Below are 19,939 nucleotides of genomic sequence, written 5' to 3'. Positions count from 1 at the left end.
AATCAAACATGAATGGCAATCTGATGGCTACTTTCATTGATAGATTATTGATAGAAACAATAAAGGATAAGGGATAAAGCATTTCCTATTTTAGGAGTTGTTTTATTAACCCTTATTTTTCTTAGAGATTAACGCTTGGTTACAACCTGATCGATCAAGCCATACTTCACCGCTTCTTCAGCGCTCATGAAGTTATCGCGATCTGTATCTTTTTCAATTTGTTTCACTGTTTTGTGGGTGTGTTGTGCAAGAAGCGTGTTTAATTGCTTCTTAATTTTAAGCATTTCTCTTGTATGAATTTCAATATCAGATGCCTGACCTTGATAGCCACCCAAAGGTTGATGAATCATCACTCTTGCATTAGGAAGGGCAAAACGCTTACCTTCAGCGCCGGCAGTTAGTAAAAATGCGCCCATACTGCATGCTTGACCTAAGCACATAGTAGATACATCAGGTTTGATAAATTGCATGGTGTCATAAATTGACATACCGGCAGTCACAGAACCACCAGGAGAATTAATATAAAGATGAATATCTTTATTAGGATCTTCAGCTTCCAAAAAGAGCATTTGCGCAACAATGAGGTTTGCCATGTGGTCTTCCACTTGACCGACCATAAAAATAATTCGTTCTTTTAGAAGGCGAGAGTAAATATCATAAGAGCGCTCACCGCGACCCGTTTGTTCTACAACCATTGGCACTAAATGTGACATTTGAGTATCTATAATAGAAGACATGACGCTAATCCCTTTTGGTTTTTAACCTAATTAATCTCTTTCAAACGAACTATCTTAGCAGAAATGAGGGAGACTTTATGAATATAATTTGACGTTAGGATATTTATTGTAGAAAGCATGAAAATTCCACACGATCGTAGTAATATAAACCCCGCTTATTTACAGTTATTTTCAATGATTTTTCTAAGGAAAAGGATTAAAGCCGTGAGAGAGACTTATAATTTCTGCGCAGGACCTGCAACAATGCCCCTAAACGTGCTCAAAAAAGCACAAGATGAACTTCTTGATTGGCAGAAACAAGGCGCTTCTGTAATGGAAGTTTCCCATAGAGGGAAAGAATTTGTTGCGCTTGCAAAAGAGTGTGAAGCAAATCTTCGCGAACTATTAGATATTCCTGTTAATTATAAGGTTTTATTTCTTCAAGGTGGCGGTTTAGCGCAATTTGGTTTAATCCCTTTAAATCTTCTTGGTAATCGTGTCGGTGATGGAAAAACAACAGTAGATTATTTAGAAACAGGTGTTTGGTCTAAAAAAGCTGCAAAAGAAGGCAGTCGCTACGCTGTTTCAAACATCATCTATAGCGGAAAAGAAGAAGGATATATTGATGTTCCTAACAAGAATAATATTAATGTCAATCCTGAGAGTGCATATCTACATCTCTGCTCGAATGAAACCATTAACGGCGTTGAGTTTTTCTACGATATTAAAAACTGCCCAATTCCAGTTGTTGCGGATATGAGTTCTAATATTCTTTCAAAGCGTATTGATGTGAGCCAATATGGTCTTATTTATGCCGGCGCACAGAAAAATATTGGCCCTGCGGGTTTAACGCTTGTCATCGTTCGTGAAGATCTTCTCGGCAATGCATCTCCATTTGTACCAGATGCACTTAACTACACGCTTCAAGCAGCGAATGATTCAATGCTCAATACGCCTCCAACATTTGCAATCTATCTTATGAGCCTTGTTCTTGAAGAGCTTAAAAAGAAAGGTGGCTTAGAAGAGATGGAGAAATTGAATCACAAGAAAGCATTCTTGCTCTATAGCACAATTGATAATAGCCGCTTATACCGTAACCCCATTCATGTAGATGCCCGTTCTAATATGACGATTCCATTTACATTAGCAGATCCAACTTTAGATTCTCTCTTCTTAAAAGAAGCAGAAGAGCATAAGCTCATTAATCTTAAAGGTCATCGTAGCGTGGGCGGTATGCGTGCGAGTATTTACAATGCAATGCCGATTGAAGGCGTGATTGCGCTTACAAACTTTATGAAAGATTTTGAAGCGAAGCATTACTCATAATATCTTTCAGTAGAATTAATAGTGAGAGTGATTTGTAAGTACTATTTATGAATTTATTTATAGTTTCGTAAATGGTAAATATTACCTCTCATTTACCATTAACAATAAACGCCATTATAGTTATGATAGCTAGGGTATTTTTACTCTAGCTTCTTCTTTTTTATAGCTAAAAATTTAATATAGCCTTTTTAAGGCTTATAGCTACCTAGATTAATGAAGCGTTTTTACATAAAAATTGGGATATAAAAAGAGAAATAAGCAGGCAAATGGTGTTTATTTCGATATACTAAAAAAGTTTTTAGGGTTATTTAAAAATAGCGTACTAATCAAAATCAAAAATGGATATAGAGAGCGCAATGTTAAAAGAGAAAGTAGATAAAGTGTTTATTAAGAGTCGTTTTTCCAAAATTATTAGTAGTGCATTGATTGCCTCTTCAATTGTTTGGGGCTCTTTATCGATTGCAACTACTACAAGTAGCCTACCTCAATCAACGGTTATTGGTGCGCCAACGTATAATGATCAACTCATTAACTCCGCACACTCTGCAATATTAGCGCAATATCATTATGATCGTTTACCGATAGATAATGCGCTTTCCGAGCGTATCTATACACTCTATTTAAAAGCATTAGATCCTCAAAAAGTATTCCTTTTGCAATCAGATATTGATCAATTTGAAGCTTCTCGTTTTAAGTTTGATGATTATATCAAACGTTCAAAGTTAGATGTGCCATATGCCATGTACCAGCTACTACTGCAGAGAATGGATGAGCAATATGCACTCGTCGATACACTGCTTGAAGAAGAGTATAACTTTGAGATTGATAAAAATATCATTATCCAAAGAAAGGAAGAATCCTATCCGAAAAACAAAACGGAGATGCGAGCACTTTGGAAAGATCGCTTGCAAAATGAGCTGATTAATCTCTTAGTAACGGATGAAGAACTGACATTAGAAGAAGCAAAAGAGAAGCTCAAAAAACGTTATCACACCCGCAATAAACGTATTCACGATATGGAAGAAGGCGAGTTATTCAGTTTAATCATGAATACCGTATCGTTAGCATTCGATCCGCACTCTGGCTACTATTCAGCAAAACAGATGGAGCAGTTTAATATCAGCATGAGCTTATCTCTGCAAGGTATTGGAACGGTGCTAAGACAAGATGATGATTCTGTAAAAATCGTTGAAGTTGTGACGGGAGGTCCTGCGGATCAAACCGGACAAGTCCAAATTGGCGATGAAATTATCGGCGTTGCGCAAGGCGAGGATGGCGAGTTTGTAGATATCGTCGGAATGCGTCTAGATAAAGTGGTGGAAATGGTTCGTGGCGAAAAAGGCACGATTGTTCGTCTACAAATGATTGGCAACAAAGGTAAGGGCGCGGAAAAGATTGTTAAAATTGTCCGCGATACCGTAAAACTTGAAGAACAAGAAGCAAAATCAAAACTTGTGACGCTCCCATCTACCAATGGCGAACAAGAATATAAACTAGGCGTTATTACATTGCCGGCATTTTATAGTGATTTTGAGGGAAGCAAACAAGGCGTTGAAGACTTTAAAAGTACGACACGTGATGTGAAACAATTGCTCTTACCGCTTGTGAATGACGATAATATCGATGGATTGGTTATTGACCTTCGAGGTAACGGCGGTGGATCTCTTTCAGAGGTGATCGATTTATCGGCGCTTTTTATTGGGAAAGATAAAACAGTCGTTCAAACAAAAGGCTTTGATGGCAATATTGATGCGCAAGGCAGTACGCAAGAAGACCTCATTTATTCAGGTCCTATGGTGGTATTAATTGACCGTTTAAGTGCGTCTGCTAGTGAGATTTTTGCCGGCAGCATGCAAGATCAAGGTCGTGCAATCATTGCAGGATCAACGAGTTTTGGAAAAGGAACAGTGCAAACGATGATTGATTTAAGCCGTATTTTGGCAAAATCAACAAAGCCTGGGCAATCCAAAGTTACTATCGCAAAATTCTATCGTGCCAATGGAGAAACAACACAAGAAAAAGGGGTTGTGCCAGATATCGAGTTGCCAAGTATTTATGATCCATCAGAAATTGGCGAAGCAAAAGAGATGTACGTGATGTCTTGGGATACCATTCAATCAGCGCCAGATTATGATGCGACAACAATCGTTATTCCGCCAAGCATTGCGCAGTTACAAGAGAATAGTAACAAACGTTTTGAAGAGAGTGAAAAGCATCAAATCCATCAAAAACAGACGGATAAAACCTTAGAGCTTTGGAAGATCAATGAAATGAGCCTGAATCTTGAAACTCGTAAAGAAAAGTTAAAAGAAGAAGAAGCTGAAAATCTTGAGTTACAAAATCGTATGCGAGTATTGTATGAATACGAACCTTTAACTTTAGAAGAGTTCCGCAATGAAGATGGCTCATATACTAAGCTTCTCAAAGAGAGTGAAACTGATCTTATTTTAGATGAAGGACTTTTGATTTTACGAGATTTTGTAGAACTCAACCAGGTGCAAGAGAAGTAATTCAAGCTTTTGAGATTGCACTTTTAAAGGCATGATTAAAAGACTATTAAATTAGCAAAAAATAATAACCTAAAACCTCAATGCATGAACTGTTTTGAGGTTTTAGGTTTTACAATTTATAATACTCTAAATTTAATTTAGTGAAGGATGTTAAAGAGCATGGAAGATATTAAAGGTAAACGTGTCATCGTTGGAATGAGTGGCGGAGTAGACTCATCTGTTGCGGCGTTTCTTTTAAAAGAGAGAGGCGCTGATGTGCATGGCGTTTTCATGAAAAACTGGGAAGAAGAATTTGATCAAGGCTATTGTACAGCTGAAGATGATCTTAAAGATGCAGAAGCTGTTTGTGAAACGCTCGGCATTCCGCTTCATAAAGTAAACTTTGCTAAAAATTACAAAGAACAGGTATTCGACTACTTTTTGGATACATTAAAAGATGGTTTAACACCAAACCCCGATGTGCTTTGTAATAAAGAGATTAAGTTTAAGGCGTTCTTAAATTATGCCGAAGAATTAGGCGCTGATTATTTAGCAACAGGGCATTATACAAAAGTTGCTCGAAAAGATGGTAAAGCCTACCTCTTAAAAGGGATCGATGATAATAAAGATCAGAGTTATTTCCTCTATCTTTTAAATCAACAGCAACTGATTAATACATTATTTCCTATTGGAGATTATGAGAAATCAGAAGTACGTCAAATTGCACTCGATAATAAACTCATTACTTTTGATAAAAAAGATTCTACCGGCATCTGTTTTATTGGCGAGCGTGATTTTACAGATTTCATTATGCAATATCTGCCTACAGAGCCAGGAGATATGGTGTTACCTAATGGTGAAGTAGTTGCGAAGCATAAAGGTCTTGCATTCTATACAATTGGTCAGCGTCAAGGATTGGGCATTGGTGGTCGTAAAGACTCTAATGGTGAGCCTTGGTTTGTCGCAGATAAAGATCTGAAGAACAATAAACTGATTGTAGTACAGGGTGATCAAAAAGAACTTTATGGTAAAGGGCTTATTGCAAGAGAACTTCATGAGATCAATCCCATCGATTGGGATGACATAAACCCACGTTTAACTGCCAAAATCCGTTATCGCCAAAAAGATGTAAAATGCTCTGTAACACTCATTGAAAACAATCGTATTCGTGTCGATTTTGAAGATCCACAAAGAGCCATTACACCAGGACAATCCATCGTTTTTTATGATGGTGAGATTTGTTTAGGTGGCGCTTTTATTGAGTCTAAGATCAATTAAATACAAATCTACTTTTGGGATGATTTTTGATAACAACCTGATAATAATATTATTTGTTTCATATTGTTGCTCATAAAAACAAATGCTTTGTGATATATTCACCACTCATATTTAACAGTCATGAATGGTGAATATATGTTGAAGTGGTATTTAAAAGCAATCAAAAACTATGCCAACTTTTCAGGAAGAGCATGCCGAAGAGAATTTTGGTACTTCTTTTTAGTCAATCTATTAATTTTTATTGCAGTTATGAGCGTGATTCTAATCACAGGACCATTAACGACAAGCCCGAATGTGTGGGGTGAGCCAGAAATGTCCGCGATGGGTAATTTTGTCATGGGCATAGTTAGTTTTGGTTATCTTATCTATTTAGCAATACTCTACATTCCTACTATTTCAATTTCTGTCAGAAGATTACATGATGCGGATAAAAGTGGTCTTTGGTACTTTGTCACTTTCATCCCCGGAATAGGATTTTTTATTTTTCTGCTGATGATGAGTTTAGCAGGAACATATGGCCGTAATCGATTTGGCTCAGATCCCCGTTTAAATAACTAGAGTAGCTGAAGTTGACTTGTCTCCAGAGTGATTTTATTCATGATTGTTATTATTAAGAGATCTCAATTGATAATAACTCTCACCTAAAGTAGACTAATATACTCTGAGCAATATGAAAAAAGCACAAAAGAGCATCCATGAAAATAGTGAAGTTATTTGAATCTCTCATTAATCCTTTTAAAGATCATCCTGATACCGCGCCTCCAACAACACTGTTTGCCTTTTATTGGCATTATGTAAAACAGGTTAAATGGGTCTTTGCCGGTTTACTCGTCACCGGTTTTTTTGTTTCCATCTTAGAAATCGCGCTTTTTAGCTATATTGGTAAAATCATTGATATGGCAGAAGCGAGTGATTCGGCTTCACAGCTTTGGCAGAATTACCAAGGGCAATTAATTTGGATGCTTGTGATTATCATGCTTTTTCGGCCGATCACATCACTGCTTCATAAACTTCTCATTAACCAAGCGCTCACCACCAATTTCACTTCCATGATCCGCTGGCAACAGCATCGTTATGTGTTAAAGCAGAGCATCAATTTTTTCCATAATAGTTTATCCGGCGGCATTGCAAGCCGTATTATGAATACAGGGCAAGCGATTCGTAACTCTGTCATTATGTCTACTGATTCCATGTGGCAAGTGGTGATTTACGCCATTACAACGGTTGTGCTGTTTTTCGAAGTGAATATCTGGCTCGCACTTCCCATTATTTTATGGATTATTGCGTATATTCTTTTATTAAGTTATTTCTTGCCGAGAACTCGGGATCGTTCTCATAAATCAGCAAAAGTACGCTCAAAACTCATGGGGCATATTGTCGATAGTTACAGCAATATCACAACGCTCAAGCTTTTCTCTCATAGCGAAAAAGATGAAGCAGATGCCAAAGCCGTGATGAAAGCGCAAACAGAAGCGGCACTCTATTCGACAAAGCTTTCCACCGGCATGGATTTTTCGTTAATGATGATTAATAGCTTGTTGATTGCGAGTATTGTCATTTTGTCACTCTATTTATGGGGACAATCTCTCATTAGCGCCGGCGCCATTGCATTTACCATCAGTTTAGTGATTCGCATTAATACGATGTCGAGCTGGGTGATGCGAGTGATTAGCCATATCTTTGAAGATATCGGCAGCGTGCAAGATGGGATTAAAGTCATTGCAAAACCGAGAGAAATTGAAGATCAGCCAAATGCCGGAAAAATGAAAGAAGTGAAGGGCGAAGTGATTTTTAAAGATGTTGTCTTTAATTATCACGCTGATAAACCCATTTATCATCAGCTCAATCTCCATATTCATGCGGGCGAAAAGATCGGTTTAGTCGGTCCTTCCGGCGCCGGTAAAACAACTCTGACACAAATATTGCTTCGGTTATATGATATTAATGCCGGCGAAATCATGATTGATGGGCAGAATATTACCGGCATTACCCAAGATAGTTTACGAGAAAATATCGGCGTAGTTACGCAAGAACCGACACTTTTTCATCGTTCTGTACGAGATAATCTACTCTACGGCAATCATTACGCAACGGATGAAATGCTCTTTAACGCTTTAAAGAAAACAAAAGCCGATGAATTCGTGCGAGAACTTGTAGATCATTACGGCAATAGAGGTTTAGATGCATTAGTTGGTGAAAGTGGCGTAAAACTCTCTGGTGGACAAAGACAACGCATTGCCATTGCCAGAGTGCTTCTAAAGAATGCGCCAATTCTAATTCTAGATGAAGCTACTTCGGCATTAGATTCAGAATCAGAAGCCGTTATTCAGGAAAACCTCGAAATGCTAATGGAAGGAAAAACCGTCATCGCAATCGCCCACCGATTATCCACCATTGCCGAGATGGATCGTTTGATTGTGATGGACAAAGGCGAAATTGTCGAAATGGGAAATCATCAAGAACTCATTCAAAATAACGGCATTTACGCATCATTCTGGCAGAAGCAAGCAGGGAAGATAGGTGATTCCAAATCCGTGTAATGATCATGCTTGATCAGTCATTACGTTGAAATAGAATAGAAAGATAATTATTTTTATTCTAAAACCGATCAATAGTTCAATAGCTTAAAAGCTAAATTCTTATTCAAAATTGAAGTGTTACGGAGAAAAATGCCGGTATATATTCATCGATTGTATGCCGGCAATATAGAATGTTCCGGATTTAAAATTCTAAAAAGGATTCTTATTGCTGGCGCGGGATATTCAGAAGCATGCAAACATTCGACCCAGCGATGAATCAGCCTCTGTTTTACAATTGGAATTTAATATTAATTAGCAATTTCATACCCATCAATAAAAAAAGAGATCCAATCATATTGATATGGGTCTCTTTTTTGATCTTTTCAGGTTACTAAGCTGATTACTAAACGTCTGCTTTACCTTGCATTACTTCACGCACGATATATTCACCGATCGCAAGTGAAGAAGTCGCACCTGGTGATGGCGCATTACGGATATGTGTAATGTTGCCGTCACGGCGAATCACAAAGTCATCTACAAGCGTACCATCTGGATTCATCGCTTGCGCACGAATACCACGAGTTGCCGGTTTTACGGTCATATTGGAAAGCGTTGGAACGTATTTTGTCGATTCTTTGATGAAGTTATCTTGGCTAAATACCGTTTTAGATTCGCGCATTGCCGCAGGAATATTACGGAATGCAAAGCGCCAGAAACCAGGATAGAAGATAAATTCACGGATATCTTTCCAATTAAAGCCTTTACCATCGTAGTTTTCACGTGCTTTTGATAAGAACGCATTAGGACCAATCGTCATTTTTCCATCAATACGTTTTGTGAAGTGAACACCTAAGAATGGGTATTTAGGATCTGGAACAGGATAGATTAAGCCTTTTACATCGTGTGTAAATTCATCGTCTAACACAAAGTATTGACCAAAGAAAGGGACAATTTTCGGTGTATCAACATCGCCGGAGTTTCTTGCTAAACGGTCTGATTGTAATCCTGCACAGCTTACTGCGAAATCAAATTTTTGTGGGTAAACTTTCCCACCATTTAATGTGATTGTAATCTTGCCATCTGCTTCATTTTTAATGGATTCTACAGCACTATTGAGCTCAATTTTACCGCCACGTTCTTTAATCTCTTCAGCGATACGTTTTGCAATTTTTTCGTAGCTTACAATGGCTGTTTCCGGAGAATGAAGTGCCGCAACGCCAATGCAGTTTGGCTCAACCGTTTTGATCTCTTCGCCATAGAGCATTTTAACGTTAGGCACTTCGTTGTCTAATGCGATTTGATAGAGTTTTTTCAAGCGTTCTTCTTCAACTTCGTTTAATGCAACAACGACTTTTCCGCATTGATCATAGGGAAGATTATTATCCGCACAATAATTTCTAACAAGTTCAACGCCACGACGACATAGTCTTGCTTTTAGGCTACCCTTTGCATAATATAATCCTGCATGGACAACGCCAGAGTTATGACTTGTTTGATGTTGTGCGACTTCTGCCTCTTTTTCAAACAGAGTTACATTAGCCTCGGGATAATCAATGAGAAGTTGTCTAGCAACGGATAATCCGTTAATTCCTCCTCCGATCACTGCATAGTTGACGGTTGACACATTTATCTCCTTATTAAAGATACTTGAATATGAAAAAACTAAAAAAAATTGAAAGTCTCTCAGATCAAGCGTTTGAACTGTTACGCGAAGCGATCCTTAACAATGTGTTAGAACCTGGAAAACTATATTCAGCAACTGAAATTGGCGAATGGGTAGGGGCTTCTCGTACTCCGATTCGTGAAGCAGCACAGCAATTAGAAAATATTGGGCTTGTTCGTATTGAAAGAAATCGCGGAATTCGTATTTTGCCGACTTCCTTGAAAGATCTCTTAGAATCATTCCAAATTCGTTTAATGCTTGAAGTACCACTTATTCGTAAAGTTGCCATGATCCGTACAGATGCTGATATTAAGGTTCTTGAAAAAGCTTATAATAGTTTCTTAAAGGCTGCGGAAGCAGATGATGCCAAAGCTACGCTTAATGCCGATAAGGATTACCATTCAGAGCTTCTTAAAATTGCCGCAGTTGAAAGGGCGTCTGTCATTATTGATAACACCCGAAATACGGTTCTTTTAACAGGACCTAGTACCATTCCACATTCTCGTTCTTGTATGGAAGCTTTTGAAGATCATAAAGCACTTCATGAAGCTATTTTAAACAAAGATCCTGATGCGGCGGGTAAAGAGATGGAGCGCCATATTATTAATACCGCTCGTCTATTAGTTAGCCAAGAATCAGGAAGCCGAGAAAACTGGGATGATTCAGATCTACTAGAACAGTTTTCATGGATTCATAAATAGTTAAGTTTCGCTCCCCTTAAATACATAGTTAAAATTCGTTTAATCGTGTGTTATTTTTAACACAAGAAAGAGTTGCATGCAACATGCGGAATGCAATAAAAGTGAGATTTAATGAGCTTGGGTAAACTATAGTCACTATAAAATAGGACTTAAGTAGGAGCGATTTTATAAAATTTAGCATCAACAAAAGGATCTTTGAATATCTATAAATCTCTAGAATATTTTTGTCATTGATAATGCTTTCTTTTTACATTCTTTTTGGAAAAATTATTTTAATAATAATATCCAACCAAAATCCGTTAGTACTAATTTTGATTGAAAATCTGAATCTCTAAGTTGAGTTCATGGAAGATAAAATTCAGTCTAAATCCTTACATAGCCTGAAGCGGATATTTTTATATAAAAATTACTTGAATGATTCAAAGCGATTTAAAAGCAAAAATCACGATGAAATAAGTTGGGAATAGGGATTATCCTCGGAAATGAATCATCAATTCTAATATATGAATAATGTCTGATTCTATATATTATGTTAAAAGATATCTATATGTAGTTAAAGTTCATAAATCCCTATTCCATATAGTTTCATTTAGTAAATCAGCTTGATTAGAGGTTTTGGTTTCACAATATAGCTTTAGTTGTATGGTTTAAATCTATTTAAAAATTCATCACGTATTATTTCTGTACGTCACTTAAAATTTGACCTGTAATAGCACTAATACGGATAGTTCTAAACCTTGAAGGCGATGGATAATAGATAGTTACGGTATAAACAGGACCTCTTTCTTCATCCTGAATAAGTGGGAAACCAGGCACTAAAATATTAGTTTCTACTGATCCCCAAATTGTATCGTAGCTCAACATAGGATCCTCAAAAACTTCAAGATCTACTTGATATCTGTCCTTTACTAAAGTGATTAATTCATCAATACCAAAAGGTGCTGTTGTTATTTCTGACTCTTGTTTATCAATGATCTCTCCCGCTTTATTGTAGGTTTCTATATGTAAACGAATTCTTGATAAATAAGTTTCTTTTTTAAAAATATAACCATCTAATTTGTCATAAACTTCTTTGTATCTATAGCTAGATCCAGGAATATTAATAGTTGTAACATCATATTGCTTGTCAAAAGCTTCTCTCTTACGGGTTTCAGCGAGATTTCTTTCTCTGGTATTATTTTTAAAGTCAATATATGCCTGTTCCATTTGCTCTTTATTTAAATGAGCATAACCGGCTCTTTGGAGCAATCCCTCAAAGTTATCTTGTGTTATCAGATATTCTTTCTCCTCAGCAAAAATAATATTGAATGATACAAAGATCAAACTTAACAAAACAAACTTAAAATTACCTACCATGCAATGTCTCCTATTGCTATTCCTAATACACGGCATAAAGATACTCTTCGTCCAGAATCTCTCCTGTATCTGCACTGATGACAATAAGTCTTAAAACTGTTCATTTTCCATAGGTTTACACAACAACTAATCCATCTTTAAAATCAAAATAAGGAATTAATACAATTAATCCTAAATGTTTTTGCTACCTTAATTCTAAGGCAGAACTGCCGGTCGAATCACTCCATCTACTTCTGTAAAGTAAAAGTTATAAAAACGTGAGGACTCCCCTATAGTCTTATAAATTAAAGGAGCTGCTAAAAAAGATCCTTTATCCACCAAACGAAATAATTTACCATGATTTGCAATTTGCAAATTATATCGAGACTTATCGATTGGTGCTGGTCGATGTCCATTATATTGGGCCCAATTTTCTTTAAACCATTTTAATATCCATTCCCATCTTTGGGATTCTTCTCCCTCATAACCATGATATTGATCTGTCTCTTTTGCTGCAGTTAAAAATATCTTCTTTAATTTAGCCTCATCTTGACGTACCATCGCATCTTCCATCTCTTTATACGCGGACCAGAGGCGATCAATATTTTCTGGAGTTGCCTCAAAAGGTTTTGCCTCTGTCCAAGAAAATATTCTATGAGGATGATAGATATAAAGCGTACGACTAGCTAAGACATCTTTATTAAGCTCCTCATTATTAAGTACTCTTCGATCTAACTCCACCATATTCGCTTCATTTGTGACTGATGGAGTAGGAAATTTTCGGCTATCTGCCACGGTAAAATTCCCTTCTGCATCATAAGAGATACGTAAGTGTGTCACCTCTTTACCACTTGTCTTCCCCGTTATTATATTCTCTGCACTGGCAGTAATCGAAATCTCGCAATAAGGATCTGAACCATCTTGAGGAGTTTTTGGCATCTGAATTCCCTCCATCTCAATAAGATTTTCTCCCTCTTGAAACAGCCCACCAATATCCTCTGTCCACATAATATTGCTCGGTTGCCAATCCCCTTGCTTTGATAGAGAATCTCCTAAAAGAAGCCCGTTAATATTAAAAGTACAATACATATAATTAAACTTAAAGCCCGCAAAATAACTTACGACAACATCTTTATTATCCCGATCCATTAAATTAATCTCTCCTCTAGTAACTGCAAATAAGCTAGTAATGATAAAAATTAAAATTATAATTCCTTTTTTCATTATATTTTTCCTTTGCTTTTTTACTATGTCCATCATATGTTTCAATACACCGTTAATAAACGTCTCTTTAGAGTTTAGATGTCTTCCAAGCATCCCCCTAAATACTCTCTTTAATATCATTACAATGATATGTTATATATCGTAAAATCCTATCACAATCAGCAATTTGATGTTTTTTATCGCCATCTTGAAGTGGATAGTCATTTTTACTCTTAATGCTTCAGAGAAGAGCATTGCCGGCAACTTTTCAAACATGAGAACGATAAAACCTCCTAAGAAACTAAACAACTAAGCTTCTTAGGAGGTTTTAAATGTTAGATAAATTCTTTTGTTAACGTGACTTTTTATTCTCAATAATCCCTAAAGCAAATTGATCCGCTGCTTGATAAGTTGGAATTTTCTTCTCATCAGCTAATGCGAAAATTTGCATGGTTGTATCATAAATATCATCAATCTTTTTCCAGATATATTCTTCATTGTGATTACCGACAATATCTGCACCACAATTAATAACGCCGCCGGCATTAATAATGTAATCAGGCGTATATAGAATCCCTTTTTGATCTAAAAGATCACCGGCTTCTGAGTTTGCCAAAATATTATTGGCAGATCCTGCGATAATCGCGCATTTAAGCTGATCGATAATCTCTGAAGTAATGACTGCACCTAAAGCACACGGCGCGAGAATATCACATTCGCTCGTGAGGATTTCCGCTGGACTAACGGCAGTTGCAGCAAATGCCGTAACTGCACGATCTATTTTTTGAGCATCATAATCATATACTAATAACGAAGCGCCTTCTTGATGTAAAAGCTCACATAATCGATAACCGACATTTCCAAGACCTTGTACTGCAACTACTTTTCCATCCAAGGAATCTGATCCGAATTTCACTTTTGCAGCAGCTTTTATGCCATTTAAAACCCCTTTCGCCGTGTAAGGAGAAGGATCAGAACTACTATCCGAGGTTCCTACCACAAAATCTGTGTAACGCTTCATTGCATCGATATCATCTGTTGTCGTATTCACGTCTTCAGCCGTATAATATTGCCCATGAAAAGTATTCACAAATCGAGCGCATGCCGCAAAAAATTCTTCGCTTTTTAATTGTGATGCATCGCCAATAACCACCATTTTCCCGCCACCTAAAGGTAGTCCTGCAGCAGCATTTTTAAGGGTCATTCCGTAAGAAAGACGAATCACATCATTAAGCGCTTCTTCTTCATTTTGGTAGTTCCAAATTCGCATTCCACCTAATGCCGGGCCAAGCACCGTTGAATGTACGGCAATGATGGCTTTAAGATTCGTTTTTTCATCTTGCGCGAATAGAATTTTCTCATGTCCCATCGATGCAGTTTCTTTAAATAGTCCCATAAAATCCCCCTTATATTATTTATAACGATTCTGCATTGTAGCGATTAATCCCATGCAGTAAACTAAATTTTTAACGATGAAGCACACAAAATTTGTTGTAATCAACAACTCTTGAACGTTAGTGAAAACGATACTTCTCAGGAAATCATGGCTAACTAAATGTAAATGAAGAGAGATATTTATATAATGAATTCAGAAATACCCTAGAGAAACATCAGCCTTAGGGATTAAAGACAAGATATTTTTTAATAAAATGCTACTGATTCGCTCGATCTTTTACTTTTTGCACATCAAGACCCAAATATTCTAAAAATTCGATATTGATGGATCTTGATAAATCTCCTCCCCAGCCAGAAAGATAATGAACTGTGACATCTTCTTTATGAATTTGGAAGCTAGAATCTCTTCGGTTGTCTTCTATATCGTGATATAGAAGAAAGAAATAGTGGTCATTTTCAAAGATAATGCCTTTGGAATTTGTTTTATTGGATAATCGTAAAGTTCCAAATTCATTCTTTGGAAATGTTCTTGTTAAGGTTCGAGCATCAATGATACCGCTATCATCTACAAATTTTAGATCCGCACTATGCCCCTTAAAAACACCCTTTAAGATGCCATCTATTTCCAGTGAAAGGATTTTAAGTGGCTCTTCTCCCTTTTCTAAATAGGTATCAAAATTCACACGGTATAATTGATTTCCCTGAATAATATATTGATTATTAGAATCAATACGCAAGTTATATATGGGAAGATCATTCTTCTGAAGAATCTTGCCAATCTGATGTACCTCTTTTGAATAATTCGTTACCGCCATAAAATAGATAGATTCATCATCTTCAAAAAACTCAATACCTCCATATTTTTGAGACTTTTCACTTGCTTCACGATTAATATTAATTTGATGAGGAGATGATATATCGTAAATGAGAGGAAGTCGCTTTATGGTTTGCCCTTTAAAACGATCATCAAATATCAAACGATCTTCTAAATCAAAATACACTAGGTTTTTATCACCATCGGTAAAGGATAAGTCCGTAAAATTTTGAATCGGAAATGCAATATTGTTTAGGTATTTAATTCCTAAAATATCATCGTTCTGATTATTATCAATATCAGGATAAATGACGATATCTTGTTGAGAAATAAGGTTTTCATATTCTTCGTAATTATGAATACAGTCTTGTTCAAAGATGCTCGATGATGAACACTTCTCTTTAGTATCTGGGTAATTTGGATTATTTCTAGGATGACGTATATAAGTTGCAAGAACGATATTTTGATCATCTGTATATAAGGTTGTATTTCTTGGGCTTGTGATGACTTCACGTGTTTTTTTAGTATCTAATAAAGGGATTTTTTTATTGATGTAAAAAAAGTGATTTTTATCATAATTCCATAACGTATTATATGGACGGTTTTGTTGGACAATAAAGGAATCCGGATCTGCTTCTTCGATAATTTTATCTTTAAAGTAAACATGATTCTTGTCTTTGCTATAACTATGATAATCAGATTCGATCATTTCAAATGAAGCTAAATCAGCATTAGTTATTTGTTTATTTTTAAAAAAGAGATGATCTTTATCTTTAGAATATATTTCATTAATGATTTCAAAGGTGTTTGGGTCTGATCCTACAATTTTTAAACCGTGATAGTATGCACTGCTCTGATCTTTAGAATAGTTGTATTCTAGAACTCTCAAAGTTAAATCATCTGTGATTTTATAGTAAGTGGCGTATTGCGCATCACAATATTTAAAAGAACCACATGAATAATTACTCGTAAATCTATTTTCAAAATAATAGCTCCCGTCAATAATTTGATAATGATTAATGACTTTATGGATCGGTTTTTTTTCACACTCTTCTTTTTTAATAAGTTTAAATTCACCATCTACTTCTTCATACCATGAGCATTCAGCAGGTCTATCTTTCGTTTCCGCATCGCATGACATAAGAATAAACCCCGAAAGGAGTATTAATATCGCAATTTTAATTTTGGGGAGGAATATTCTATAAGTATTTTTCATATTATTTTCTAAGCTCATTGTCAGAATCATTCATTAATAATAGACTTTATAATACATTCCGTTGATTATAAATTCTTATCATTGATCTAGATTGATGTCTTCAGTTTTAAAATGAATCCGAAAATAATAAATATTGGGGAAATGGTTTGTGAATAGCTTAGAAATTCAAGTCATAAAAAAATCCCCTAAAGTACCCTTCAGGAGATTTCATAAACCACATATTTTCAATTCATTAATGTGATTATAATGCTTATTCCGCTATTTTCACTTGAAATGGTGAATAACCCATTCCTCTATTTCTATAAGAATTAGCAACTTGTGAACATGGCGCGAGATCTCTGATTGCTTCTAATGCTCGATATTTCTCGCCATATTTAAGACCTTGTGCTTCAACTTCTTGTACACGATCCGTACATTGGTTATAAGTTGTGATAAATTCCGCATCATTATCGGTATAGAATTTAATAAGCTCATCATTTCGTGCTCTCCAAGCATCTCCCCAACTTCTATTACAAACATTTAAATTTCTAATATCATCAGAGCAAAACTCTTCTTTACGTGCTTCGATTGTATAGATATCGGCATTTTCTAATTCCGATGAACCTTTGTCAGCTAAAGCTTCTTGCCATACTGCACAGCTTGAACCACTTCTTTGATCTAACTTACAGTATTCATTTGCTTTTGTTTTTAAATCCGCAAAATCTAAGGCTGTCAGTTGAGCTTTACCTTCAGTTACAGTTTCCTCATAAAACTCTTTCCATGCAGTACATTCCGGAGTAGTATTTCCCCAGCTGTTGTAGCAATCATTTTTGAGGTATTCAGAGATACGTTTTTCCCACGATTTATCTTGGTGATCAGCTATAATCAGAGCTTTAGCATCGGCAATATCTTGTAATTTTTTCTCTTCAGCAAGTTTTCTTTGTAGTTCGCGTTCCTCTTGCGCTTTCTTCAATTCTAATTGACGCTGTTCCTGCTCTTTCTTCCAATCTAATTGACGTTGCTTTTTAAGCGCAGAATCTGCCGCTACACATTCCGCATCATTATTAATTTCGTTGTATTTCTTATCATCGCCATTTTCTAACGCATTCATCAGCTTTTCTTCACAAGATTTTAAATGCGCTTTCGCTTTATCTTGATTTTCAAAGAAGTAATTCTCATCACGATCTCCGCAAGCGGCAAGAATTAAGCCTATAAGTGCAACCCCAATAATTTTTTTCATATCTCTCTCAGTGTAAATTATAGTAAATGAAAAAGCATACTAACAAATAAAGAATATGAGGGATAACAATTAGAATAATAATTTATCTTCCTAATGAAATTTCATTTTTCAGGTTTTCAAAAAAATGGAGATAAATTTTAATATTAAAATCTTACACAATTATAATATGCACCTATTAATGAGCTGTATGTGTTTCTTGATGTTCTTCATGATTTACTTCTTGAATATCCGTATGATCATTGGCTGAATGATGAACTTCTGAATGATCCATTGTGGAATGATCGATCTCACCATGATTCATGGAAGCGTGATCCATGCCTTCGTGGTTCATTGAAGAATGATCCGTAACTTCGTGATTCTCGTGATTCCCATGATCGCCGTGCGCTCCGTGACTTCCGTGACTTCCGTGTCCGCCCTTGCCTAAATCACTCATAATCATCGAGCCCATATAAAACACCGTCATGATTAAGACTAAAATTCCGGCAATTCTGCGAGCACCTTTTGATGAGAAAAGGCTACCAAAGAAGTTGCCGGAGATGCTCAACGTTAACATCATCGGCAATGTTCCTAAACCGAAAAAGAGCATGACTAACGGCGCACCAAACAGACTTTCAGCACCCAAGCTCATCGCAAATGCCATATATACCATTCCGCACGGTAATAATCCCCACGCAAGCCCGGCAGTATAGGCGCCAAAGAGCGTTTTAATGGGAAAAACTTTGCGGGTTAATTGGGAAATGGGTCGAGCTAATTTCCCTAATGGCTTTTCAATAAATCCTAAAAACTGCGGGAATCCCATCAATTGCAATGCGACAAACAACATCACAATGCCGGCAAAGTAGCGAATCACAAGTTGTAGCGGTTTGAGATCATTCATGGCAATACTCAATCCCATTGCGATCACGCCGAGAAACACATACGTCGTAATTCGTCCTAAGTTATAACAGATTGCAGCGCCGATCTTTTTCTTGTGCGTATTGGCTTCTGTATTCATGCCTAAAATGCCGATAATTGGGCCACACATTCCCACGCAATGTAAGGAACCATTAAATCCCACAATGAATACGGCTGCTAATAACGCTAAATCAATCATAGATTTTTATCTTATATAAGTGTCGAAAAAAGTATTCGTTAGATTATATGGCACTCATTGAGATTAGCAATGCTCGGCGCTCATAAAATGAATCACTGAACGCTTTATCTACAATCAAATTCTGAAGTTATCGCTTTTCTTCAGTTTTACGCTGCTTTATTGGATTTTAAACGTTACCGTGAAAATATAATCATAACTGACTTTCTGCCCATCTTTGATTGCCGGCTGATATTGATATTTTTGTGTCGCTTTTAAGGCAGAATCATCTAAACGAGAATATCCGCTACTCTTATAAATCCGCACATATTCAGCTTTTCCTGAAGGCAAAACATGGGCTAATAATGTCACTTTTCCCTCTTCTTTACGGCGTAGAGAGAGTTCGGGATATTTCGGTTTTTTATTTCCAAGCTCAATACCTTGATGAGAAGGTGGCATAAATTGTGAAGATTTCTGAGCACCTTCACGAGTATTCTGACTCGCATTATTGTTGGCATTGCGACTAGCATTATTGGCATTACGGCGATTGCCGTTGATGTTTCTGTTCTGTGGATTTTGATTATTTTGCGCACCATTATTCGAAGCAGAAACCGTTTTAGAAACGTCTGCTGGTTTTGGAATTACACTGTCTTGAGGTTTTATAATGGATTCAGAAACCTCCTCTTTCGGAGGATCTTCTTTCACCGGTTCTTCTTTTACCTGATTAGCCGTTAATGAATCCACGGCGATAACAGCAGGCTGTTTCGTGATTACCGGCGGTTCGGCAATATTACTTTGTATATTAGAAAGATTAATCATTGAAACTTCTAAAACGGTATCGGCAATCTTGACAGGCTCATTGGGATTAGCATGAGAAAAGGGAGATATTTTCCAATGAAATATCTCCCAATGTCCCCAAAGAACGAATAGTAATATCAAAATATTAGAAATTTTCAGCATAAATGAAAATGCCATATCGCTTCACAATTAAGGTTT

The 19,939-nt window shown here is 36.5% G+C and carries 15 protein-coding genes; 6 read left to right on the top strand and 9 right to left on the bottom strand.

Annotated elements, in window-relative coordinates; translation table 11 throughout:
* Positions 1 to 128: 128 nt before the first annotated feature.
* Complete coding sequence (gene clpP, locus ACYSN2_RS04605) at positions 129 to 737, bottom strand: ATP-dependent Clp endopeptidase proteolytic subunit ClpP (RefSeq protein WP_461749085.1); 609 nt, start codon at positions 735 to 737, stop codon at positions 129 to 131.
* 204 nt (positions 738 to 941) lie between these two features.
* On the opposite strand from clpP, the gene serC reads away from it, so the two are divergent.
* From serC to ACYSN2_RS04580, 5 genes are all read left to right on the top strand, one after another.
* Complete coding sequence (serC, locus tag ACYSN2_RS04600) at positions 942 to 2,042, top strand: 3-phosphoserine/phosphohydroxythreonine transaminase (RefSeq protein ID WP_461749084.1); 1,101 nt, start codon at positions 942 to 944, stop codon at positions 2,040 to 2,042.
* 356 nt (positions 2,043 to 2,398) lie between these two features.
* Positions 2,399 to 4,552, top strand: coding sequence for a carboxy terminal-processing peptidase (locus ACYSN2_RS04595; protein WP_461749083.1), 2,154 nt, complete (start codon positions 2,399 to 2,401; stop codon positions 4,550 to 4,552).
* Positions 4,553 to 4,711: 159 nt separating this feature from the next.
* Positions 4,712 to 5,809 (top strand): tRNA 2-thiouridine(34) synthase MnmA, encoded by a 1,098-nt coding sequence (mnmA, locus tag ACYSN2_RS04590; RefSeq protein WP_461749082.1) that lies wholly within the window; start codon positions 4,712 to 4,714, stop codon positions 5,807 to 5,809.
* Positions 5,810 to 5,944: 135 nt separating this feature from the next.
* Positions 5,945 to 6,367 carry a DUF805 domain-containing protein gene (locus ACYSN2_RS04585; protein ID WP_461749081.1) on the top strand — a complete coding sequence of 141 codons (423 nt, stop codon included), beginning with the start codon at positions 5,945 to 5,947 and terminating at the stop codon, positions 6,365 to 6,367.
* A gap of 137 nt (positions 6,368 to 6,504) precedes the next feature.
* Entirely contained in the window at positions 6,505 to 8,349 is a 1,845-nt protein-coding gene (locus ACYSN2_RS04580) for an ABC transporter ATP-binding protein (protein ID WP_461749080.1), read from the top strand.
* Positions 8,350 to 8,731: 382 nt separating this feature from the next.
* Here ACYSN2_RS04580 and lhgO read toward each other — a convergent pair whose 3' ends face one another.
* On the bottom strand, positions 8,732 to 9,952 hold the full coding sequence (lhgO, locus tag ACYSN2_RS04575; protein WP_461749079.1) for an L-2-hydroxyglutarate oxidase: 1,221 nt from the start codon (positions 9,950 to 9,952) through the stop codon (positions 8,732 to 8,734).
* A 29-nt stretch (positions 9,953 to 9,981) separates the two neighbouring features.
* On the opposite strand from lhgO, the gene ACYSN2_RS04570 reads away from it, so the two are divergent.
* The gene (locus ACYSN2_RS04570) at positions 9,982 to 10,692 is read left to right on the top strand and encodes a GntR family transcriptional regulator (protein WP_461749078.1); all 711 of its coding nucleotides are present in this window, start codon (positions 9,982 to 9,984) and stop codon (positions 10,690 to 10,692) included.
* Positions 10,693 to 11,367: 675 nt separating this feature from the next.
* Here the strand turns inward: ACYSN2_RS04570 and ACYSN2_RS04565 are convergent.
* The 7 genes from ACYSN2_RS04565 to ACYSN2_RS04535 form a co-directional block, all read right to left on the bottom strand.
* Positions 11,368 to 12,048 carry a hypothetical protein gene (locus ACYSN2_RS04565; protein ID WP_461749077.1) on the bottom strand — a complete coding sequence of 227 codons (681 nt, stop codon included), beginning with the start codon at positions 12,046 to 12,048 and terminating at the stop codon, positions 11,368 to 11,370.
* A 195-nt stretch (positions 12,049 to 12,243) separates the two neighbouring features.
* Positions 12,244 to 13,251: a hypothetical protein gene (locus tag ACYSN2_RS04560; RefSeq protein ID WP_461749076.1), complete on the bottom strand. Its 1,008-nt coding sequence runs from the start codon at positions 13,249 to 13,251 to the stop codon at positions 12,244 to 12,246.
* A 331-nt stretch (positions 13,252 to 13,582) separates the two neighbouring features.
* Positions 13,583 to 14,626: a Glu/Leu/Phe/Val family dehydrogenase gene (locus ACYSN2_RS04555; protein ID WP_461749075.1), complete on the bottom strand. Its 1,044-nt coding sequence runs from the start codon at positions 14,624 to 14,626 to the stop codon at positions 13,583 to 13,585.
* Positions 14,627 to 14,882: 256 nt separating this feature from the next.
* A complete protein-coding gene (locus ACYSN2_RS04550; RefSeq protein ID WP_461749074.1) occupies positions 14,883 to 16,673 on the bottom strand; it encodes a DKNYY domain-containing protein in 1,791 nt (596 codons plus the stop codon).
* A 232-nt stretch (positions 16,674 to 16,905) separates the two neighbouring features.
* Positions 16,906 to 17,874: a hypothetical protein gene (locus ACYSN2_RS04545; RefSeq protein WP_461749073.1), complete on the bottom strand. Its 969-nt coding sequence runs from the start codon at positions 17,872 to 17,874 to the stop codon at positions 16,906 to 16,908.
* 175 nt (positions 17,875 to 18,049) lie between these two features.
* A complete protein-coding gene (locus tag ACYSN2_RS04540) occupies positions 18,050 to 18,967 on the bottom strand; it encodes a sulfite exporter TauE/SafE family protein (protein ID WP_461749072.1) in 918 nt (305 codons plus the stop codon).
* Positions 18,968 to 19,123: 156 nt separating this feature from the next.
* Positions 19,124 to 19,903, bottom strand: a complete 780-nt coding sequence (locus tag ACYSN2_RS04535; RefSeq protein WP_461749071.1) for an energy transducer TonB — start codon at positions 19,901 to 19,903, stop codon at positions 19,124 to 19,126.
* Positions 19,904 to 19,939: the final 36 nt, after the last annotated feature.

This window comes from Ignatzschineria sp. LJL83 (genome assembly GCF_054871845.1).
The sequence above is the reverse complement of the archived record's forward strand: the minus strand, read 5'-3'. Positions and strand labels throughout refer to the sequence as shown.